Genomic DNA, 22,241 nt, shown 5'->3' on the forward strand with positions numbered 1-22,241 from the left:
CTTTAAAATTTAAGTTAAACTGTAAATACTTTTAATGTTTTGTTGATTTCTTCAGTAACAATAGCGGCAAATTCCTCTATGGTAACTGTTATATTTCCTTTTCCTTCTTGACCGTGACGTCGAATAGAAATTGTACCGTTTTTTTCTTCTTCTTCACCCACAATCAGCATGAAAGGCGTTTTTTGCATTTCAGCATCTCTAATTTTCTTCCCGATTGTTTCGTTTCGGTTGTCAATTAGGGCGCGAATTTCGTGATTTTCTAGCAAATCTAAAACTTTTTTAGCATATATTTCGTATTTCTCGCTCAATGACAAGATAATAGCTTGTTCTGGCATTAACCATAATGGGAAATTACCAGCAGTATGCTCTAATAAAATAGCTATGAAACGTTCCATTGAACCAAATGGAGCGCGGTGAATCATTACCGGTCTGTGTAATTGATCGTCAGATCCTTTGTAAGTCAAATCGAAACGTTCCGGTAAGTTATAATCTACCTGAATAGTTCCTAATTGCCATTGTCTTCCTAAAGCATCTTTCACCATAAAATCCAGTTTTGGACCATAGAAAGCCGCTTCACCATATTCCACAACAGTATTTAATCCTTTATCTCTAGCAGCATTGATAATCGCATTTTCTGCTTTTTCCCAATTTTCATCAGTACCAATATACTTTTCTCTGTTTTCTTGGTCGCGTAATGAAATTTGGGCGGTAAAGTTTTCAAATCCTAATGAACCGAAAACATACAATACCAAATCAATTACTTTTTTGAATTCTTCGTCCAATTGTTCTGGTGTACAGAAAATATGCGCATCATCTTGAGTAAATCCTCTAACGCGAGTCAATCCGTGCAACTCACCACTTTGTTCGTAACGATACACCGTTCCAAATTCCGCATAACGCTTTGGTAAATCTTTGTATGACCAAGGACGAACATTATAAATCTCACAGTGATGAGGACAGTTCATTGGTTTTAACAAGAACTCTTCACCTTCAGCTGGTGTATTGATGGGTTGAAAACTATCGGCACCATATTTAGCATAGTGACCAGAAGTTACATACAATTCTTTTTGACCAATATGTGGTGTAACCACTTGTTCGTATCCTGCTTTTTTCTGTGCTCTTTTCAAGAATTGCTCCAAACGATCACGCAAAGCAGCTCCTTTTGGCAACCACAAAGGCAAACCTTGTCCAACTTTAGTTGAAAAAGCAAATAATTCCAATTCTTTTCCTAGTTTTCTGTGGTCGCGACGTTTCGCCTCTTCTAACAATTCTAGGTATTCAGTTAAGTCTTTTTGTTTTGGGAATGATATTCCGTAGACACGAGTTAACTGTTTGTTTTTTTCGTCTCCTCGCCAGTAAGCACCGGCTACGCTCATCACTTTCATTGCCTTAATAATTCCAGTATTTGGAATATGACCTCCACGACATAAATCGGTGAAAGTCGAGTGGTCACAAAACGTAATAGTTCCGTCTTCTAGGTTCGAAATCAATTCAGTTTTATAAACATTGTCTTTGTAGACTTCAAGTGCTTCTGCTTTTGAAACAGGGCGCAATTTGAATTCGTGTTTGTCTCTTGAAATTTCTAATACGCGGTCTTCAATTTTTTTGAAATCGGCATCGGTAATTTTATGATCTTCAAAATCAACATCATAATAAAATCCGTTGGCAATTGCAGGTCCAAGGGTTAATTTGATACCTGGGTACATTTCCTCTAAAACTTGAGCCATAACGTGCGAAGTAGAGTGCCAAAACGCTTTTTTTCCTCCTTCGTCATTCCAAGTAAAAAGAACAAGACTACCATCTGTGGTCAAAGGCGTAACGGTTTCAACGGTAGTACCATTGAATGAAGCAGAAATTACATTTCTAGCTAATCCTTCGCTAATGCTTTTTGCAACGTCCATTGGGGTAATCCCAGCTGCAAATTCTTTCACAGACCCATCGGGTAAAGTAATCTTAATCATTTTTAACTATTTTTAGGAATGCAAATATAGACTATTGAAAAAACACTTACAAAATATAAGCAGGGTTTGTGAGCGGTTTTTCGTGGTTTTCGGCAAATAAATCCCATATAATTATAAAAACACAAGCTTATTCTAAAATTGACTCGAGAAGTTTCGATACTGAAAACTATTCTTTACTTTTGCATCACACAATTACAACACTATGTACAAACTACTAATTCGTCCGATACTTTTCTGTTTTGATCCCGAAAAAGTACATTATTTTACCTTTTCTTTAATTCGAAGACTTGCTAAAATTCCTGGTTTTTCATTACTTTTTCGTGCTTTATATGAAGTCAAAGATAGCCGATTAGAAACGGAAGTTTTTGGATTGAAATTTAAAAATCCAGTGGGTTTAGCAGCAGGTTTTGATAAAAATGCCGTTTTGTACAAAGAATTGTCTGATTTCGGCTTTGGATTTATCGAAATAGGTACTATTACTCCAAAAGCACAAGATGGAAATCCAAAAAAACGCTTGTTTCGTTTAAAAGAAGATAGCGCCATTATTAACCGAATGGGTTTTAATAACGGCGGAGTGGATGAGGCAGTATTGCGTTTGAAGCAAAATAACGGAGTTTTAATAGGAGGAAATATTGGAAAAAATAAAGTCACTCCAAACGAAGAAGCTACTTCGGATTATGAAATTTGTTTTGAGGCGCTGTTTGATTATGTGGACTATTTTGTGGTCAATGTGAGTTCGCCAAACACCCCTAATTTACGTGCTTTACAAGATAAAGAACCTTTAACTGACTTGTTGCAAACTTTACAAAATAAGAATTTGGCTAAGCCAAAGCAGAAACCAATTTTGTTAAAAATCGCACCTGATTTAACAGATGAACAATTATTGGATATTATTGATATTATTAATGATACCAAAATAGCCGGAGTTATAGCGACTAATACCACTTTGTCTCGTGAAGGCTTGGCTTCTGAAAATAAAATAGAAACAGGTGGATTGTCAGGGAAACCTTTGGCAAAACGTTCAACTGAAGTCATTCGATTTCTATCTGAGAAAAGCAACAAATCGTTTCCAATTATTGGTGTTGGTGGAATTCACACTGCCGAAGACGCTATAGAAAAGTTGGAAGCCGGAGCCAGTTTGGTTCAATTGTACACAGGATTTATTTATGAAGGGCCTGCTTTAGTAAAAGCAATCAACAAAGCCATTTTGCGAAACAAATAATTTTTTCTTTACATTCGAACTATTGATTTTTCCTACCTTTGAATTTCTATGGAAACAGTAAAAATTATCGAATGTCCACGTGATGCTATGCAAGGAATAAAATCTTTTATTCCTACTGCAACTAAGGTGGCTTATATTCAGTCTTTACTACGTGTTGGTTTTGACACCATAGATTTCGGAAGTTTTGTTTCGTCAAAAGCCATTCCTCAAATGCAAGATACCGCCGAGGTATTGGCCCAATTGGATTTGTCGAAAACCCGAAGTAAGTTATTGGCAATCATCGCCAATACACTAGGCGCAGAAGCGGCTTGTAATTTTTCTGAAATTCAGTATTTAGGTTTTCCATTTTCTATTTCGGAGAATTTCCAAATGCGTAATACTCACAAAACGATTGCGCAATCTATGATCAGTTTAGAAGAAATTTTGAATTTGGCTGATGCCAATAATAAAGAAGTTGTCGCTTATCTTTCAATGGGATTTGGTAATCCGTATGGAGATCCTTGGAATACTGAAATTGTAGGAGAGTGGACTGAAAAATTAGCTGCTATGGGAGTCAAAATTGTCTCACTCTCAGACACTATTGGAAGTTCTACTCCTGAAACTATTTCATATTTATTTTCTAATTTGATTTCAGCTTATCCATCGATTGAATTTGGGGCGCATTTGCATACCACACCTGATTCTTGGTATGAAAAAGTAGATTCAGCATACCAAGCTGGGTGTTTTCGTTTTGATGGAGCTATTCAAGGTTTTGGTGGTTGTCCAATGGCGACCAATCATTTGACTGGAAATATGCCTACAGAAAAATTACTTTCTTACTTTACTGCAAAAAAAGCAAATACCAATTTAAGTCCAATGAGTTTTGAAAGTGCTTATAATGAAGCATCAAAAGTATTTGGGGAGTTTCATTAATAATCAGTATTAAATTTACCAATTTGTTGGTTGTATATTATTGATTAAATTTTTGTACATTTGCATGCAATTTAACAACTACAACAAATTGCAATGATCGCACACAATTCAAAGATTATCGGCGAAGGATTAACGTACGACGACGTTCTATTAGTTCCTAACTATTCTGACGTACTTCCACGAGAAGTAAGTATTCAATCCAAATTTTCAAGAAACATTACGTTAAATGTTCCAATTGTAGCTGCAGCTATGGATACGGTTACAGAAAGTGCAATGGCAATTGCTATGGCGCAAGAGGGCGGAATTGGGGTGCTACACAAGAATATGACTATTGAGCAACAAGCTGCTAAAGTGCGAAAAGTGAAACGTGCTGAGTCTGGAATGATTATAGATCCAGTAACTTTACCTTTGACTTCAACTATTGCAGATGCTAAAAATGCAATGAAAGAATTCGGAATTGGTGGAATCCCAATTGTAGACGAACATAGAATATTGAAAGGGATTGTAACCAATCGTGATTTACGTTTTGAAAAAAATGGGGCACGTCCTATTGTAGAGGTAATGACTTCTCAAAACTTAATCACTGTTGCTGAAGGAACTTCGTTAGAGCAAGCAGAAGTAGTTTTACAAGGAAACAAAATCGAAAAATTACCGGTGGTTAACGATAAAAACGAATTAGTAGGATTAATCACTTTTAGAGATATAACTAAATTAACACAGAAACCTATTGCCAACAAAGACGTTTACGGACGTTTGCGTGTAGCTGCTGCTATTGGAGTTACTGGAGATGCAGTTCAAAGAGCAGAAGCTTTAGTGAATGCTGGAGTTGATGCTATTATTATTGATACAGCTCACGGACACACTCAAGGTGTGGTGAATGTGTTGAAAGAAGTAAAAACTAAATTTCCAAAAATTGATGTAATTGTTGGAAATATTGCTACGCCAGAAGCTGCCAAATATTTGGTTGAAAATGGTGCTGATGGAGTAAAAGTAGGAATTGGACCAGGTTCGATTTGTACTACTCGTATCGTAGCGGGTGTTGGTTTTCCTCAATTTTCAGCGGTTTTAGAAGTAGCAGCTGCTATCAAAGGAACTGGTGTTCCAGTTATTGCTGATGGAGGTATTCGTTATACGGGAGATATTCCTAAAGCGATTGCTGCAGGTGCCGACTGTGTGATGTTAGGGTCACTTTTGGCAGGAACAAAAGAATCTCCAGGAGAAACGATTATTTTTGAAGGAAGAAAATTCAAATCATACCGAGGAATGGGTTCTGTTGAAGCCATGCAAGGTGGTTCAAAAGACCGTTATTTCCAAGATGTAGAAGATGATGTGAAGAAATTAGTTCCAGAAGGAATTGTAGGTCGTGTGCCTTATAAAGGAGAATTGAACGAAAGTATGTTGCAATTCATTGGAGGTCTTCGTGCCGGAATGGGATACTGTGGCGCTAAAGACATTCCAACATTACAAGAAACAGGACGTTTTGTTCGTATTACTTCAAGTGGAATTACAGAAAGTCACCCACACAATGTGACAATTACTAAAGAAGCTCCTAATTATTCAAGATAACATAAGTGTTCAGTGCTCATTGAGTAGTGTTCATTAATTTATAAACCTGATATGTATTCCGTATCAGGTTTTTTTATGCTAAAGTTTCAGTTTATTAAATAAAAAAATCCTACTAAACTAAATTAGTAGGATTAGCTGATAACTGTTATGCTGATAGCTGATAACTGAATTTAAATTCCCACAAAGTTACTTGGTGTAATTTGCAATAATTCTGTTTTAATAGCCTCACTAACGTCTAAAGTAGCAATGAAACTATGAATCGATTCTTTTGTAATTGCTTCGTTGGTTCTTGTTAAACCTTTCAAGGCCTCATACGGATTTGGATAGGCTTCACGACGTAAAATCGTTTGGATAGCCTCAGCTACAACCGCCCAGTTTTTCTCTAAATCTTCGTGGAATTTTGGTTCGTTAAGCAATAATTTGTTCAATCCTTTTAAGGTAGCTTCAAAAGCAATAATAGTATGTCCCATGGGTACACCAATATTTCGTAAAACGGTACTGTCAGTCAAGTCACGTTGTAATCTTGAGATAGGTAATTTAGCAGATAAATGTTCGAATATAGCATTAGCAATGCCTAAATTTCCTTCTGAATTTTCAAAATCAATAGGATTTACTTTATGTGGCATAGCCGAGGAACCAATTTCTCCTGCTTTGATTTTTTGCTTGAAATATTCCATAGATACATAAGTCCAGATATCGCGATCTAAGTCAATGATAATGGTGTTGATTCGCTTTAAGGCATCAAAAAATGCTGCAAAGTGATCGTAATGTTCAATTTGTGTAGTTGGGAAGGAGTGGTGTAACCCTAAATTAGTCTCTACAAAAGTATTTCCAAATTGTTTCCAATCGATTTGTGGATAGGCTACGTGGTGGGCATTGTAATTTCCAGTGGCACCGCCAAATTTAGCTGCAAACGGAATATTGAATAACAAACGCATTTGCTCTTCCAAACGTTCTACAAAAACACCAATTTCTTTTCCTAAACGAGTAGGAGAAGCCGGTTGTCCGTGAGTACGAGCTAACAATGGAATGTCACGCCACTCGGTGCTTAATTCTTTTAATTTTGAAATTAATCCAATTAAAGAAGGTAGGTATACTTTTTCAAACGCTTCTTTGGTCGAAAGAGGAATTGCAGTGTTATTGATATCTTGAGAAGTCAACCCAAAGTGAATGAACTCTTTGTATTCAGACAAACCTAATTTTTCAAAGGCATCTTTGATGAAATATTCTACCGCTTTCACATCATGATTGGTCACTTTCTCTGTTTCTTTGATCCAAAGTGCATCTTCGGTAGAAAAGTTTTTGTAAATAGCACGCAAATTTTCGAATACATTTGGATTTACATTTTTAAGTTGAGGTAAAGGTACTTCACACAAAGCGATAAAGTATTCAACCTCAATTAAAACACGGTATTTAATTAAAGCTTCTTCCGAGAAAAAAGGAGCTAAAGAAAGGGTTTTATTTCTGTATCTTCCATCAATAGGTGAGATGGCATTCAATTCGTTTAAAGTAGTCATTTTTGTGTTGTTTTTTCGAAAGTGCAAATATAAACCTTTTTAGTATTTTTGCCTCCAAAAAATGAGACAATGATTGATATCGATTACCTTAATTTTCTTGAAAATATTTTGACAGACAATCGAAAAGAGCGCTTTTTGAATGTCTTGAAAAATAGAACCAATCATTTTACAATAGCAGTGGAGGATGTTTTTCAAATGCACAATACCAGTGCGGTAATGCGAAGCTGCGAAGTTTTTGGAATCCAAGAATTGAACGTAATCGAACAACGTTACGGAAAAAGTATCGACAAACAAATTGCAATGGGTGCTCAAAAATGGGTAGACATCAATACTTATGAATCGCCTTCTGCTTGCGTTCACACTTTACGAAATAAAGGATACCAAATCATTGCGACTACACCACACGAGAACGATTGTTTATTAGAAAATTTTGATATTTCGAAACCTAGCGCTTTGTTTTTCGGAACCGAAATCGACGGTTTGTCAGAAGAAATTATGCGCGAAGCCGATGGTTTTTTAAAGATTCCGATGGTCGGATTTACAGAGAGTTTGAATATCTCTGTATCGGCTGCGATTATCATTCAGAATTTGACCAACAGACTACGTAATTCGGATATTAATTGGCAATTATCTGAAGACGAAATTTTGGAGAAACGATTGGCTTGGGCCAAAAATTCCATCAAAGACATCAAACGCATTGAACAACGTTATTTTGAGGAAAATCCAAGATAGATTCTTAATTTGATGTTATTTTTTAATTAAATTTAGTCAGAAACTCTCTTTTTGAAAATAGTTGTCCAATTTAAACCGTATTTTTGGTAATATAATTTGTGTAATAAATTTATTAAGTATGAAGAAATTAGTTTTGTTTTTAACTTTTAGTTTTGTTTTGAATGTTCAAGCGCAGCAGCGTCCTAAATTGGTAGTTGGAATTGTAGTGGACCAAATGAAAATGGAATATTTGTACCGTTTTTCAGACGACTTTTCTGCAAATGGATTCAAACGAATCATGAACGGAGGTTATACTTTTCACAATATGCATTACAATTATGCGCCAACCTATACTGCTCCAGGGCATGCGTCAATTTATACTGGGACAACACCTTCAAGTCACGGTATTGTTGCGAATGAATGGTTTAATCGTGCCACTGGAAAAGAATTATATTGCACTGATGATGCATCTGTTACAACAATAGGAGGAGGGACGGATAAAGAGGGTGCTATGTCTCCAAGAAATTTATTGACCACAACAATTACAGATGAATTGCGAATGGCTACTAATTTTAGAGGGAAAGTCATCGGAATGAGCATAAAAGATCGTGGCGCTATTTTGCCTGCAGGTCATTTTGCTAATAATGCCTATTGGTATAGTAAAACTGGGGATTTTATTTCTAGTACATTTTACGGCGCTAATTTACCAGATTGGGTTACTCAATTTAATAATGAAAAGCGTTATATGAACTACATTAATGGTGGTTGGAATTTATTAAAACCTATCGCTACTTATGATGAAAGTTTAGTAGATGATAATCCATACGAAGGAAAAATTGACAAGTCAAGCCAACCTATTTTTCCTTATAATTTAAAGAAAATATACGATGAAAAAGGAGCCGATGTATTGCGTTCTACTCCTTTTGGGAATGATATCTTGGCGGATTTAGCAATTAAAGCTATTGAAAAAGAAAGTTTGGGTAAAGACAATTTTACCGATTTTTTAGCCGTAAGTTTTTCTTCTACAGATTATGTAGGACATACTTTTGGACCTCGTTCTATGGAGTTGCAGGATACGTATTTACGATTAGATCAAACGCTTGAAAAAATGTTGGTTTACTTGGATCAGACAGTTGGGAAAGATAATTATTTGGTTTTTTTAACAGCGGACCATGCTGGTGCAGAAAATTCTAATTATTTGAAAGATAATAAATACAACGTCAAAAATGTGCCATCAAGAGGAATTGAAAGTGCTTTAAGAAAATTTTCAGTTGCTACTTTTGGTACCGATGTAGTGTTGAATTATTCTAATTTCAATTTGTATTTTGATAGAAACATATTGAAAGATAAGAGCTTAGAGTTAGTTAAAGTGAAACAAATTTTTAAAGATTTCATAATGACTCAAGAGCATGTGAAAAGAGTTTATACCGAAGAAGAAATTTTAGCTTCGACTGGAGATGACTATTTTTTGAGTTTTATCGCTAAAGGCTATGATCCAAAACAAAATGGAGATCTAGTTCTTTTAGATAAAGCAGGTTATATGCAGTACATTGAAACTGGAACAACTCATGGTTCGCCGAATAGTTACGATACTCATGTACCCATGCTTTTTTATGGTTGGCACGTGCCAAAAGGGAATTCGTATTCTAAAAAACAGATTACCCAAATTGCACCTACGCTTTCTCAAATGTTGAAAATCCCATTTCCTAATGGAACGGATTCAGAAGTTTTAGAAGAATTGTTGGGAAAATAAAAGAAAAACAGTCTTGAACAAAAAATCCCGTTCTAGTTCAGAACGGGATTTTTTTATTAAACAGTTGCAGCGACTGGCAACGGTATTTGATTGCGTAATAAATCTTCAAAGGTTTCTTTCGCTCGAATTAAATGTCCTTCACCATTCATCCATAAAACCTCTGCGGGTTTGTATCTTGAATTATAATTCGATGACATGGAGAAACAATAAGCTCCTGCGTTTTTGAAACAAAGAATATCTCCTTCATTGATTTCGGCGATTCTTCTGTTATTGGCAAATGTATCTGTTTCACAGATATAACCGACAACAGAGTAGAAACGCTCTTTGCCTTTTGGATTAGAAATATTCTCGATGTGGTGCTGTGATCCATACAACATTGGACGAATCAAATGGTTGAATCCACTATCAACTCCTGCAAAAATAGTAGAGGTAGTTTGTTTTACTACGTTTACTTTAGCTAAGAAATAGCCTGCTTCACTTACTAGAAATTTTCCAGGTTCAAAGATTAATGTTAAATCTTTACCATACTCTACACAGAAATCATTGAATCGTTTGGATAATTTTTTACCTAATTCTTCAATGTCTGTTTCAATATCGTCTTTCTTGTAAGGTACTTTGAAACCGCTACCAAAATCTAAGAATTCTAATTTTTTGAAATTTTTAGCTACATCAAATAAGATTTCAGCTGCATACAAAAACACCTCGATATCTAAAATATCAGATCCAGTATGCATATGAACGCCAACAATATTCATCTTTGTATTCTCTACAATCCGAATTAAGTGTGGCAATTGATGAATTGAAATTCCAAATTTACTATCAATATGCCCTACAGAAATATTCGTGTTGCCACCTGCCATTACGTGAGGATTGATACGAATACAAACTGGAGTTTCTGGATATTTTGTTCCAAATTGTTCCAAAATGGACAAGTTGTCAATGTTGATTTGGACTCCCATTGCTGCCACTTCTTCAATTTCTTCTAATGAAACACCATTTGGGGTAAAGAATATTTTTTCAGGTGAATAACCTGCATGTAATCCCAATAATACTTCTTGAATAGAAACCGTATCTAATCCGGCTCCTTTATCTCTCAATAATTGAAGAATTGCAACATTTGACAAAGCTTTCATAGCATAGTTAATACGAAGTGTATCAACTTTGGAAAACGCTTTAGTCAATCTGTTGTACTGTGATTCTATCTTTTCGGCATCATAAACATATAAGGGGCTACCAAATTGCTCTGCTAATTGTAATAAGTCTTTTCCTTGCATTGGATATAAATTTTGTACAAATTTAGAGTACTTATTTTCTTCATACAAGTAAATTAAGATTGTTTAACAAAATATAACAAAATGTTTAATTTACAACATTAAGTCCTTTTTTTACAAAAAAAATCCCTTGAAATGAATCAAGGGATTATCGGAGAGTTGTGTTGTTGGTTTAGTTATAGTGTTGGTAAATCTCCGTTTCCTTTTGTAGGTAAGTTGGTTGAACCCATTAAGAACAAATCTACTTCTCTTGCAGCTTCTCGCCCTTCAGAGATAGCCCAAACAATTAATGATTGTCCTCTTCTCATATCACCCGCAGTGAAAATGTGAGGTACATTAGTTTTGTAGTTGGTAGCTTTATAGTTCGTTCTTAAATCAGTTTCAATGCCTAATTGCTCGCTCAATGTTTTTTCAGGACCAGTAAATCCTAGTGCTAATAAGGCTAAATCGCAAGGCCAGATTTTTTCTGAACCTTCTTTTTCAATTAACTCAGGGCGTTGTCCTGGAACAATTTTCCATTCTACTTCCACTGTTTTTAAAGCAGTTAATTCGCCTTTATCATTGGTAATAAATTCTTTGGTGTTAATCAACCAGTTTCTGTTACAACCTTCTTCATGAGAAGATGATGTTTTTAATTGTAACGGCCAGTAAGGCCAAGGAGTAGATTCGCTTCTTCCCACTGGTGGTTTTGGCATAATCTCAAAGTTAGTTACTGATTTAGCTCCTTGTCTGTTAGAAGTACCCACACAGTCAGAACCTGTATCTCCACCACCAATAACGATTACATCTTTACCAGTAGCTACAATTTGGTCTTGAATTGATTCTCCCATTACCACTTTAGTTTGTTGAGTTAAGAAGGTCATTGCTTGAACGACTCCTTTAGCATCAGCTCCTTTGGTCGGTAATCCTCTTCTTTCAGTAGCTCCACCACAAAGTACAACAGAATCAAACGCATTCAAATCTTCAACGCTGAAGTTTACACCTACGTGAACATTTGTTTTGAAAGTAATACCTTCTGCTTCTAAAATAGCAACACGTCTGTCAATGATTGCTTTTTCTAATTTGAAATTAGGAATTCCGTAACGCAATAAACCTCCAATAGCATTGTCTCTTTCAAAAACGGTTACGGTATGACCCGCACGGTTCAATTGTTGTGCTGCAGCCAAACCTGCTGGTCCAGAACCTACAACTGCAACTGTTTTACCAGTACGTTGTGTAGGAATTTGTGGTTTGATCCAACCTTCAGCGAAGCCTCTTTCGACAATATTTTTCTCAATATTTTCAATAGCAACTGGTTCTTTGATAAGGCCTAATACACATGATTTTTCACAAGGTGCAGGGCATAATCTTCCAGTAAATTCAGGGAAGTTATTAGTTGATTGCAAGATAGCTAAAGCACTTTCCCATTCTTCTTGGTGCACCATGTCGTTAAAATCAGGAATTAAATTTCCTAACGGACAGGAACTGTGACAGAACGGAATGCCGCAATCCATACATCTTGAACCTTGTTCTTTTATTTTTTCTTTCGATAACGGAACTGTAAATTCGTTGTAATTAGAAACACGTTCTGCTACAGCGATATTACTTTCGTCCGCTCTACTGTATTCTTTAAATCCACCTATCTTTCCCATGACTATTGCGCTATTAATTCTTCCACTTTATTTTCTTCTGCCAATCTTTGTAATGCTTTTTTGTAATCTGTTGGCATCACTTTGATAAAGTGTTTTTGTTGATTCTCCCAATCCGCTAAAATTCGTTTTGCTAATGGGCTATTGGTATACATAGAATGATTTTTAATCAAACGTCTCAATTTTGTAATATCTTCTGCTTCGTTTTCTTCGAAAGCGACCATTTCCATATTACAAACGGTTGCATCGAATTTTCTTTCAGGGTCGTATATGTAAGCAATACCACCACTCATACCCGCTGCAAAGTTTCTACCTGTTTTGCCTAAAATGACTACGTTTCCACCCGTCATGTATTCACAACCGTGATCTCCAATTCCTTCTACAACTGCTGTTGCACCCGAATTACGAACCGCAAAACGTTCTCCTGCCATACCGTTGATGTAGGCTTCACCTGTAATCGCACCGTAAAGGGCAACGTTACCAATGATGATGTTTTCTTCTGGTTTGAAAGTTGCTGTTGGTGGCACTTTGATAATTAATTTACCACCAGAAAGTCCTTTTCCTAAGTAATCATTACAGTTACCGTGGATTTTGAATGACAATCCATTCGTAGCAAAAGCTCCAAAACTTTGTCCTGCAGAACCTGTAAAGTCTACTAAGATCGTATCGTCTGGAAGGCCTTGTGCACCGTATATTTTAGAAATTTCGTTACTTAAAATTGCACCAACTGAACGATCCGTATTTTTGATATTGAAAGTAACTCTTGTTTTTTCTTTTCTATAAATAGAAGGAATAGCAGCTTTGATAATATCAAAATCCAATACGTTTTCTAGAGCGTGATCTTGGGTTGTAGTATTGTGATTTGGAACTACACTCGCTTTTTCTGGTTTGTAAAGAATAGTTGATAAATCCAAACCATTGGCTTTGTAATGATCAATTGCTTTATTTACATTTAATTTTTGTGATTGACCTACCATTTCTTTCAAGGTTCTAAATCCTAATTGCGCCATAATTTGTCGTAACTCTTCAGCAATGAAATACATGAAGTTAATGACATGTTCTGGAGTTCCTTTGAAATTCTTTCTCAATTCTGGATCCTGTGTAGCGATTCCAACCGGACACGTATTTAAGTGACAAGCTCTCATCATGATACAACCTGAAGCTACTAAGGGAGCGGTTGCAAATCCGAATTCTTCAGCTCCTAATAAAGCAGCAATAGCAACGTCACGACCAGTTTTTAATTGTCCGTCACACTCTAAAACGACACGACTTCTTAAGTCATTTAGAATCAAAGTTTGTTGTGCTTCGGCTAATCCTAATTCCCATGGAATACCGGTATGTTGTAATGAAGTCAATGGTGCAGCACCTGTTCCTCCATCGTATCCTGAAATTAAGATGACGTCAGCTTTTGCTTTGGCAACACCCGCAGCAATTGTTCCAACACCAACTTCAGAAACTAATTTTACGTTTACACGTGCTTCACGGTTGGCATTTTTCAAATCAAAGATCAATTGTGATAAATCTTCAATTGAGTAAATATCGTGGTGTGGAGGAGGTGAAATTAATCCAACATAAGGTGTTGAATTTCTTGTTTCTGCAATCCAAGGCACTACTTTTTCTCCAGGGAGTTGACCACCTTCTCCAGGTTTTGCTCCTTGAGCCATTTTAATTTGGATTTCTTTGGCGTTTGTCAAATAATTAATTGATACCCCAAAACGACCTGATGCAACTTGTTTGATGGCACTATTTCTTGAGTCACCGTTTAATTCTTTTTGGAAACGTTTTGGATCTTCACCACCTTCTCCAGAATTACTTTTTCCACCAATTCGATTCATGGCAATGGCTAAATTCTCGTGTGCTTCCGAACTGATCGATCCATAGGACATGGCACCGGTTTTGAATTTTTTAACGATTTCTGTCCAAGGTTCTACTTCGTCAATAGAAATAGGGTCTAAATTATTGAATTCAAATAATCCTCTAATTGTCATCAAGTTTTGACTTTGATTATTAACCATATCAGAATATTGTTGGTAGGCTTCAGGGCTGTTCAAACGAACCGCTTGCTGCAATTTAGCAATAGTGGTAGGATTGAACATATGCTTTTCACCTGATCTTCTCCATCTGTAAATACCACCGATTTCTAAAGGTAATAAGTTGGCAATTTTAGAATTAGGAAACGCTTTTTGATGTCTTTTCTTGATTTCTTTTTCAACTTCCATTAATCCAATACCTTCAATTCGTGAAGGAGTGAAAGGGAAATATTTAGTACTAAACGTTTTGTTTAAGCCTAGAATTTCAAAAATTTGTGCAGCTCTGTAGGAATGTAAGGTAGAAATACCAATTTTATTCATAATCTTAACAATTCCTTTTGCGATGGCTTTGTTATAATTTGAAATAGCATAATCTGCTTTAACTCCTGTTATATGACCTTCATTTACTTGGTCATGAATAATCTCATTCACCATATAAGGGTTGATGGCGCTGGCACCGTATCCAAATAATAAAGCAAAATGGTGGGGTTCACGTGGTTCTGCCGATTCAATAATAATGCCGAATTTAGAACGTACTCCTAATTTGTTTAAAGTGTGGTGTATGTATGAACAAGCCAATAACATCGGTATTGGAGCAAGTTTTTCGGTAACACCTCTATCGGAGAGAATAACTATATTACAGCCTTCAGCTACTGCTTTGAATGTAGCCTGGACACATTTTTCCAAAGAACGTTCTAATCCATTAACTCCTTTTTCTATTTTGTATAATGTAGAAATAGTAACAGATTTGAAATCAGAATGTTCAATATTTCGTAATTTATCTAAATCTTCATTAGAAATAACTGGATTTTGAATTTTTATTTTTTTACTGTGTTTAGCACTAATGTCAAAAATATTGTAGTCACCGCCAATAGCTAAACTGATATCTGTAATAATCTCTTCACGGATACCATCTAACGGGGGATTGGTAACTTGAGCAAATAATTGCTTGAAATAATTGTATAATAGTTGGGGTTGTTCAGATAAAACAGCAAGCGGTGTGTCATTACCCATAGAACTTATGGCCTCAGCTCCTTTGGCCCCCATAGGGTTAATGATTGTTTTTAAATCTTCAATAGTGTAACCAAACAAACGTTGTCTAGTATGAAAATCAATACTTTCTGTGGGAATTGGGTTATTGGTGTATGGTATTTTTGCTAATTGAACCAAGTTTTCGTCCAACCATTTTTGATATGGACGTTTAGTTACAACGGCATTTTTAACTTCTTCGTCTTCAATAATTCGTCCTTCGTTCATGTCAACCAAGAACATTTTTCCAGGTTCTAATCGACCGTGCTGAATTACATCTTCTGGATCAATATCCAAAACGCCAATTTCAGATGACATGATTACAAATCCGCTTTTTGTCAACGTATAACGAGAAGGTCGTAATCCATTTCTATCCAATAATGCCCCAATTACATTTCCATCTGTAAAAGGAATTGAAGCAGGACCATCCCAAGGCTCCATGATACAAGAATTGTACTCATAGAACGCTTTCTTTTCTTTCGACATGGTTTGGTGTTTCTCCCATGCTTCTGGAACGACCATCATCATAGCTTCTGGTAAAGAACGCCCTGTCATAATCAATAACTCAACTACCATATCCATGGAAGCCGAATCTGATTTTCCTTCTAATATAATTGGGAATAATTTTTTAATATCGTCACCAAAAACTGGACTTTCCATTAATTCTTCACGAGAACGCATACGACTCACGTTTCCTCTTAATGTATTAATTTCACCATTATGACACATGTATCTAAATGGTTGCGCTAAATCCCATGATGGGAAAGTGTTAGTAGAGAAACGTTGGTGAACCAAAGCTAGTCGGGTAACTACATCTGTATCTGTTAAGTCAGTATAGTATCTACTAATGTCCTCTGGCATCAACAAACCTTTATATATGATTACTGTAGTCGATAAACTAGTGAAGTAATACCTGTGACTTTCTGAAGTTTTGGAGTTTCGAATAGTATGCTCCGAAATTTTTCTCGCAGCAAATAACTTGGCATTGAATTCTTGCTCAGTCAATTGCAAACCATTTTTACCCACAAAAACTTGTTTGATTGTTGGTTCTTTTTCTGCTGCAATTTGACCTAAATTAGAAACATCTACAGGAACATCTCTCCAACCTAATATTTGTAAATTTTGATCTTGAACACATCTTTCAAAAGTAGTGATACAAAAATCTACTTGATTTTGACTTTTTGGTAAAAAAAGCATACCTACAGCATATTCACGAACTTCTGGCAAATCGAAATCACATACTTTCTTAAAAAAAGCATCTGGGATATCAAATAGAATTCCAGCTCCATCACCAGTTCTTCCATCAGCACTTACAGCACCACGATGTTCTAATTTAATTAGGATATCAAGTGCTTTGTGAATGATATCATTCGACTTAATTCCATTCAAATTACATATAAATCCAGCGCCACAATTGTCGTGCTCAAATTCTGGTAAATAAAGGCCTTGTTCTTTAACTCTCATGCTTATTATTTTTTTACAAAATTAAAGATTTATGGGTAGTTAATGCCTTACTAGCCTTGTTTCTATTCATTTTTACCATAATGCTAAAAAAGACATCTTTAAATGACGATTTTGTTTTTTTACCTAGTTCGAATTACGCTTTTGACAAATTGAAGTAATAATTTTTAGTGTTTTATTTTAGGTTTTATGCATTAGAGGATAGGTTTCTTTCAGATTTATTTTTTTCTAACAAATTTGTCTGAAAAATTTAAATTTAGAATGAACTGACCTCATTTTATAATTGTATTGATGATTATTTGTGTATTGCCCTTTTTTATTAAAAAAAATTTATTGTTTGTGTATTATTTTGTTATTTTTGTACCACTTTTACTCTGAAAATAATTTCAGTGAAGCAGACAAATTCTTAATTATGAACATACACGAATATCAAGGAAAAGAAATTTTATCTAGTTACGGAGTTCGCATTCAACGCGGTATTGTAGCTAATAGTCCAGTAGAAGCTGTTGCTGCAGCAAAACAATTAACAGCTGAGACCGGAACAGGTTGGTACGTTGTTAAAGCACAAGTCCACGCAGGTGGTCGTGGAAAAGGTGGTGGAGTTAAGTTGGCTAAAAACTTACAACAAGTAGAAGAGATTTCTGAGCAAATCATCGGAATGCAATTAATCACTCCTCAAACTTCTGCTGAAGGAAAAAAAGTACATAAAGTTTTAATTGCTGAGGATGTGTATTATCCTGGTGAAAGTGAAACTTCTGAGTTTTATGTTTCTGTTTTATTGAACAGAGCTACGGGACGCAATATGATAATGTATTCTACTGAAGGAGGAATGGATATCGAAGAAGTGGCTGAACACACTCCACATTTAATCTTTACAGAAGAAATTGATCCAGCTGTTGGATTACAAGGATTCCAAGCGCGACGAATTGCTTTTAATTTAGGTCTTTCTGGAAATGCGTTTAAAGAAATGGTAAAATTCATTGATTCTTTATACAATGCATATATCGGTTCAGATGCGTCTATGTTTGAAATCAACCCTGTATTAAAAACATCTGATGATAAAATTTTAGCAGTTGATGCTAAAGTAAATATTGATGATAACGCTTTATACAGACAAAAAGCATATGCTGACATGCGTGATATCCGTGAGGAAAATCCAATTGAAGTAGAAGCAAAAGAAGTTGGATTAAACTATGTTGATCTTGACGGAACAGTAGGATGTATGGTAAACGGAGCTGGATTAGCGATGGCTACTATGGATTTAATTAAATATGCAGGTTTTGAACCAGCTAACTTCCTTGACGTAGGTGGTACTGCTGATGCAAAACGTGTTGAGACTGCTTTCCGTATTATATTAAAAGATCCTAACGTAAAAGCTATCTTAATCAATATTTTTGGCGGAATTGTTCGTTGTGACCGTGTGGCACAAGGAGTAGTTGATGCATACAAAAATATGGGTGATGCAATTAAAGTGCCAATCATTGTTCGTTTACAAGGGACTAATGCTGCCATTGCAAAAGAATTAATTGATAATTCAGGAATGCCAATCTTATCTGCTGTTGAATTCCAAGAAGCAGCTGACCAAGTTCAAGCGGCACTTTCTTAATTAGAAAACCAATTTATAAAAAAAAATCCTGAGTGAAAGCTCAGGATTTTTTTGTTTTATGAATTTTTCTTACCGTTTTTGAATTGTACTTTTTCTACCACTTGTCCTTTGGGAGTAGCTTTACTGTTGTTCTTTTTAAACGGTTTTTTTGCTCCAGTAAATGATTTAGGTTTTTGATCTCCTCTTGCTTTTTCTGGATCTTTAGTACTGGCTTTAAATTCAGGTCGATCTTTTGAATTTTCTTTCTTTGGAATTTCAGCTTTGTGTTTGGCTAAAACCTCATTAGGATTTTTTGGGTTTTCTTTGGTTCCTCTCAAATGAATCACTAAACCATTCAAGAAATTACGCAACACTTGATCGCCACATTCCATATAGTTTTCGTGTTTTTCATCACGGAAGAAAGCGCCTAACTCTGATTTCGAAATTCTAAAATCAACTAATTCTAAAATCTCAACTATTTGGTCATCACGAAGCATCAAAGCGACACGTAATTTTTTAAAGATATCGTTATTGGTCATGTTTTTATTTTTTACAAAGGTACATTTAAATAGTATTTAATTTAGAATAAATGCACTCCGGTTCCGTTACCTTCTGCATAACTAATTTTTCCGAATTCCATAGTAACTCCACTAGCAATATCTTCACTCAATAGTAAAGGACCATCCATATCAACATAATCCAATTCAGGTAATATATGCGCAATAGCAGAAATACCAACGGTAGATTCGGTCATACAACCTGCCATGGTTCGTAATCCTAAGTGTTTAGCTTCTTGAATCATGCGTCTTCCAGGAGTAATTCCACCACATTTGGCTAATTTAATATTGACTCCATGAAAATGCTGAAAGCATTTCGCTACATCTTCTTCTTTGATACAACTTTCATCTGCTATAATAGGTAAAGCGGAATGTTTAAAAACTTTTTTATGTCCGTCCCAATCATCAGCTTTTAAGGGTTGCTCTAAAAATTCTACACCAAGCTTTTTCAATTCAATTGAATTACGAATTGTTTCATCGATTCCCCAACCGCAATTGGCATCAATTCTAAAAATGGCGTTGCTGTGTTGTCGAAGTGCTTTTACAATGGCTATGTCTTCTTGTGTTCCTAATTTAATTTTATAAATCGGCCAAGGCAATTCTTCCATTTTGGCTACCATTTTTTCAATAGGTGCTATGCCGATAGTATAATCTGTCAATGGATTTTTTTCAGTGGTATATCCCCATAATTCATATAACTTCTTTCCTTTTTTGCGCGCGTATAAATCGTTGTATGCATTGTCTAAAGCGCACAAAGCAAATAAGTTGTCTTTTAAATAGGGAAATATTTTGGTCCAAAATACTTCTGGGGTTTCAGTTCCTGAGGATTCAATAATCGATCTGATTTTTTCTAAATCAGCTATCATCATAGGTACCGTAATATTATAATAGGGATTGGAAGAAGCTTCGCCAAATCCGGCAAATTTACCGTCTCTTAAAGTTACAATTACACAAGGTTGTACATCAATTGACTTTCTGGAAATGGTAAAAGTATGTTTCAATTTGAGGTCGTAGGCTTTTAAAATCAGTTCCATCAGCAATACTATTAGTCGGCTTGTTCTTGTAATTTTTTGATTTCATCACGCAATTTTGCGGCTTGCATAAAGTCCAGTTCTTTGGCAGCTTTTTCCATTGATTTGCGCTTTTCGCGAATTAATTTGTCAATTTCTGATTTAGATAAATAAGCAGTTTCAGCTTCAGCCGCTACATTTAAAGTATGTCCTAATTCGTATTCGACCAAAGGATTTTTAGTGAATGCCGAATCTATTTTCTTATTCAAAGCTTGAGGAACTTGATTATTTTCGATATTGAAATTAATCTGCTTTGTTCTTCGGTAATTGGTTTCATCAATCGTTTTTTGCATACTATCCGTGATTTTGTCAGCATACATAATGGCTTTTCCATTCAGGTTTCGGGCAGCACGTCCAATAGTTTGTGTTAACGAACGATGACTTCTCAAAAAACCTTCTTTGTCGGCATCCAAAATGGCCACCAAAGAAACTTCGGGTAAATCCAATCCTTCTCGTAATAAGTTGACGCCAATCAACACATCAAATAGGCCTTTTCGTAAATCTTGCATAATTTCAATGCGCTCTAAAGTATCGACATCGGAGTGAATATAACGACAACGAATAGACACTTTGGTCAAGTATTTGGCCAATTCTTCTGCCATTCTTTTGGTCAAGGTGGTCACCAAAACTCTTTCGTCCAGTTCACAACGTTGCTGAATTTCTTCAATCAAATCGTCAATCTGGTTTAAGCTTGGTCGCACTTCTATAATTGGATCCAAAAGACCCGTAGGGCGAATAACTTGTTCTACAACAACTCCATCAGTTTTTTGCAATTCATAGTCGGCAGGTGTTGCTGAGACATAAATGACTTGATTTTGCATTGCTTCAAACTCTTCAAATTTCAACGGACGGTTGTCCATAGCTGCTGGTAATCGAAAACCGTATTCGACTAAGTTTTCTTTTCGGCTTCGGTCACCGCCATACATAGCGTGAACTTGAGATAGGGTTACGTGACTTTCGTCGACCACCATTAAAAAATCTTTTGGAAAATAATCCAATAAACAGAACGGTCGTGTTCCAGCTGCTCGTCCGTCAAGGTAACGGGAATAATTTTCGATACCCGAACAATACCCTAATTCCCGAATCATTTCTAGATCGAAATTAGTGCGCTCTTCAAGACGCTTGGCTTCCAAATGTTTGCCTATTTCTTTGAAATAATCAACTTGCTTGACTAAATCTTGTTGGATTTCCCAAATAGCATTTTGCAATACATCTGGCGAAGTCACAAACATATTGGCGGGGTAGATGGTCAGTTTTTCAAACTTTTCTAGCACCTGCGCATTTTTGACATCGAAACTTTCTATTTCTTCAATTTCGTCACCAAAGAAGTGAATGCGAAAAGCATCATCGGCATAACTTGGAAAAACTTCGACTGTGTCGCCTTTAATTCGGAAAGTTCCTGGATTAAAATCAGCTTCGGTACGCGCGTATAAACTTTGAACTAAACTATGCAATAATTTGGTTCTCGAAATCACCTGGTCGCGTTCCAGGGCAATTACATTTTTTTGAAATTCTACCGGATTTCCAATACCGTACAAACAGGAAACTGAAGCTACTACTAGAATATCTCTTCGGCCTGAAAGAAGGGAAGAGGTCGTGCTTAAACGCATTTTTTCTAGTTCTTCATTGATGGATAAATCCTTTTCAATAAAAACTCCTGTAACTGGCATAAAAGCTTCAGGCTGATAGTAATCGTAGTAGGAAACAAAGTACTCTACAGCATTGTTGGGGAAAAATTGTTTGAATTCAGAATACAATTGCGCTGCCAAAGTTTTATTGTGTGCCAAAACCAAAGTAGGTCGTTGTACTTCCTGAATGACATTGGCTACTGTAAATGTTTTTCCGGATCCCGTTACTCCTAATAATGTTTGAAATTGTTCGCCCTCAATGATGCCACGAGCTAATTTTTCAATCGCTTGTGGTTGGTCGCCTTTAGGTTGGTAATCAGATACTACTTGGAAATTCATT

The 22,241-nt window shown here is 35.8% G+C and carries 14 protein-coding genes; 6 read left to right on the plus strand and 8 right to left on the minus strand.

Annotated elements, in window-relative coordinates:
* Positions 1 to 14: 14 nt before the first annotated feature.
* Positions 15 to 1,961 (minus strand): threonine--tRNA ligase, encoded by a 1,947-nt coding sequence (thrS, locus tag LPC23_RS06290; RefSeq protein WP_229328920.1) that lies wholly within the window; start codon positions 1,959 to 1,961, stop codon positions 15 to 17.
* A gap of 202 nt (positions 1,962 to 2,163) precedes the next feature.
* Here thrS and LPC23_RS06295 point away from each other — a divergent pair, with 202 nt between their 5' ends.
* The 3 genes from LPC23_RS06295 to guaB all read left to right on the plus strand — a co-directional run bounded on the left by LPC23_RS06295 (position 2,164) and on the right by guaB (position 5,661).
* On the plus strand, positions 2,164 to 3,183 hold the full coding sequence (locus LPC23_RS06295; protein WP_229328922.1) for a quinone-dependent dihydroorotate dehydrogenase: 1,020 nt from the start codon (positions 2,164 to 2,166) through the stop codon (positions 3,181 to 3,183).
* Positions 3,184 to 3,231: 48 nt separating this feature from the next.
* Entirely contained in the window at positions 3,232 to 4,095 is an 864-nt protein-coding gene (locus LPC23_RS06300; protein ID WP_229328924.1) for a hydroxymethylglutaryl-CoA lyase, read from the plus strand.
* A gap of 93 nt (positions 4,096 to 4,188) precedes the next feature.
* A complete protein-coding gene (gene guaB / locus LPC23_RS06305) occupies positions 4,189 to 5,661 on the plus strand; it encodes an IMP dehydrogenase (RefSeq protein ID WP_229328927.1) in 1,473 nt (490 codons plus the stop codon).
* A gap of 170 nt (positions 5,662 to 5,831) precedes the next feature.
* On the opposite strand, the gene purB is transcribed toward guaB, so the two are convergent.
* A complete protein-coding gene (gene purB, locus LPC23_RS06310; RefSeq protein WP_229328929.1) occupies positions 5,832 to 7,178 on the minus strand; it encodes an adenylosuccinate lyase in 1,347 nt (448 codons plus the stop codon).
* Positions 7,179 to 7,247: 69 nt separating this feature from the next.
* On the opposite strand from purB, the gene LPC23_RS06315 reads away from it, so the two are divergent.
* Together LPC23_RS06315 and pafA are read left to right on the plus strand one after the other, a co-directional pair.
* Complete coding sequence (locus LPC23_RS06315; protein ID WP_229328931.1) at positions 7,248 to 7,910, plus strand: TrmH family RNA methyltransferase; 663 nt, start codon at positions 7,248 to 7,250, stop codon at positions 7,908 to 7,910.
* Between the two features lie 118 nt (positions 7,911 to 8,028).
* On the plus strand, positions 8,029 to 9,642 hold the full coding sequence (pafA, locus tag LPC23_RS06320) for an alkaline phosphatase PafA (protein ID WP_229328933.1): 1,614 nt from the start codon (positions 8,029 to 8,031) through the stop codon (positions 9,640 to 9,642).
* 56 nt (positions 9,643 to 9,698) lie between these two features.
* On the opposite strand, the gene lysA is transcribed toward pafA, so the two are convergent.
* The 3 genes from lysA to gltB form a co-directional block, all read right to left on the minus strand.
* On the minus strand, positions 9,699 to 10,916 hold the full coding sequence (lysA, locus tag LPC23_RS06325; RefSeq protein ID WP_229328935.1) for a diaminopimelate decarboxylase: 1,218 nt from the start codon (positions 10,914 to 10,916) through the stop codon (positions 9,699 to 9,701).
* A gap of 173 nt (positions 10,917 to 11,089) precedes the next feature.
* Positions 11,090 to 12,544 carry a glutamate synthase subunit beta gene (locus tag LPC23_RS06330; RefSeq protein WP_229328937.1) on the minus strand — a complete coding sequence of 485 codons (1,455 nt, stop codon included), beginning with the start codon at positions 12,542 to 12,544 and terminating at the stop codon, positions 11,090 to 11,092.
* Positions 12,545 to 12,546: 2 nt separating this feature from the next.
* Positions 12,547 to 17,064 carry a glutamate synthase large subunit gene (gene gltB / locus LPC23_RS06335; protein ID WP_229328939.1) on the minus strand — a complete coding sequence of 1,506 codons (4,518 nt, stop codon included), beginning with the start codon at positions 17,062 to 17,064 and terminating at the stop codon, positions 12,547 to 12,549.
* Positions 17,065 to 17,473: 409 nt separating this feature from the next.
* On the opposite strand from gltB, the gene sucC reads away from it, so the two are divergent.
* Complete coding sequence (sucC, locus tag LPC23_RS06340; RefSeq protein WP_229323708.1) at positions 17,474 to 18,667, plus strand: ADP-forming succinate--CoA ligase subunit beta; 1,194 nt, start codon at positions 17,474 to 17,476, stop codon at positions 18,665 to 18,667.
* A 56-nt stretch (positions 18,668 to 18,723) separates the two neighbouring features.
* On the opposite strand, the gene LPC23_RS06345 is transcribed toward sucC, so the two are convergent.
* The 3 genes from LPC23_RS06345 to uvrB are packed head-to-tail and all read right to left on the minus strand — an operon-like array spanning position 18,724 to position 22,240.
* Positions 18,724 to 19,185 carry a DUF1456 family protein gene (locus LPC23_RS06345; protein WP_229328941.1) on the minus strand — a complete coding sequence of 154 codons (462 nt, stop codon included), beginning with the start codon at positions 19,183 to 19,185 and terminating at the stop codon, positions 18,724 to 18,726.
* A 41-nt stretch (positions 19,186 to 19,226) separates the two neighbouring features.
* Positions 19,227 to 20,237, minus strand: a complete 1,011-nt coding sequence (locus LPC23_RS06350; protein ID WP_229328943.1) for a dipeptide epimerase — start codon at positions 20,235 to 20,237, stop codon at positions 19,227 to 19,229.
* A gap of 11 nt (positions 20,238 to 20,248) precedes the next feature.
* Positions 20,249 to 22,240, minus strand: coding sequence for an excinuclease ABC subunit UvrB (gene uvrB, locus LPC23_RS06355; protein WP_229328944.1), 1,992 nt, complete (start codon positions 22,238 to 22,240; stop codon positions 20,249 to 20,251).
* Position 22,241: the final 1 nt, after the last annotated feature.

The organism is Flavobacterium ammonificans (genome assembly GCF_020885975.1).
Classification (GTDB): domain Bacteria; phylum Bacteroidota; class Bacteroidia; order Flavobacteriales; family Flavobacteriaceae; genus Flavobacterium; species Flavobacterium ammonificans.

What these genes read in the sequence shown, in the direction of transcription:
- thrS (WP_229328920.1), bottom strand. Translation starts at nt 1,961, where the DNA reads ATGATTAAGATTACTTTACCCGATGGGTCTGTGAAAGAATTTGCAGCT.
- LPC23_RS06295 (WP_229328922.1), top strand. Translation starts at nt 2,164, where the DNA reads ATGTACAAACTACTAATTCGTCCGATACTTTTCTGTTTTGATCCCGAA.
- LPC23_RS06300 (WP_229328924.1), top strand. Translation starts at nt 3,232, where the DNA reads ATGGAAACAGTAAAAATTATCGAATGTCCACGTGATGCTATGCAAGGA.
- guaB (WP_229328927.1), top strand. Translation starts at nt 4,189, where the DNA reads ATGATCGCACACAATTCAAAGATTATCGGCGAAGGATTAACGTACGAC.
- purB (WP_229328929.1), bottom strand. Translation starts at nt 7,178, where the DNA reads ATGACTACTTTAAACGAATTGAATGCCATCTCACCTATTGATGGAAGA.
- LPC23_RS06315 (WP_229328931.1), top strand. Translation starts at nt 7,248, where the DNA reads ATGATTGATATCGATTACCTTAATTTTCTTGAAAATATTTTGACAGAC.
- pafA (WP_229328933.1), top strand. Translation starts at nt 8,029, where the DNA reads ATGAAGAAATTAGTTTTGTTTTTAACTTTTAGTTTTGTTTTGAATGTT.
- lysA (WP_229328935.1), bottom strand. Translation starts at nt 10,916, where the DNA reads ATGCAAGGAAAAGACTTATTACAATTAGCAGAGCAATTTGGTAGCCCC.
- LPC23_RS06330 (WP_229328937.1), bottom strand. Translation starts at nt 12,544, where the DNA reads ATGGGAAAGATAGGTGGATTTAAAGAATACAGTAGAGCGGACGAAAGT.
- gltB (WP_229328939.1), bottom strand. Translation starts at nt 17,064, where the DNA reads ATGAGAGTTAAAGAACAAGGCCTTTATTTACCAGAATTTGAGCACGAC.
- sucC (WP_229323708.1), top strand. Translation starts at nt 17,474, where the DNA reads ATGAACATACACGAATATCAAGGAAAAGAAATTTTATCTAGTTACGGA.
- LPC23_RS06345 (WP_229328941.1), bottom strand. Translation starts at nt 19,185, where the DNA reads ATGACCAATAACGATATCTTTAAAAAATTACGTGTCGCTTTGATGCTT.
- LPC23_RS06350 (WP_229328943.1), bottom strand. Translation starts at nt 20,237, where the DNA reads ATGGAACTGATTTTAAAAGCCTACGACCTCAAATTGAAACATACTTTT.
- uvrB (WP_229328944.1), bottom strand. Translation starts at nt 22,240, where the DNA reads ATGAATTTCCAAGTAGTATCTGATTACCAACCTAAAGGCGACCAACCA.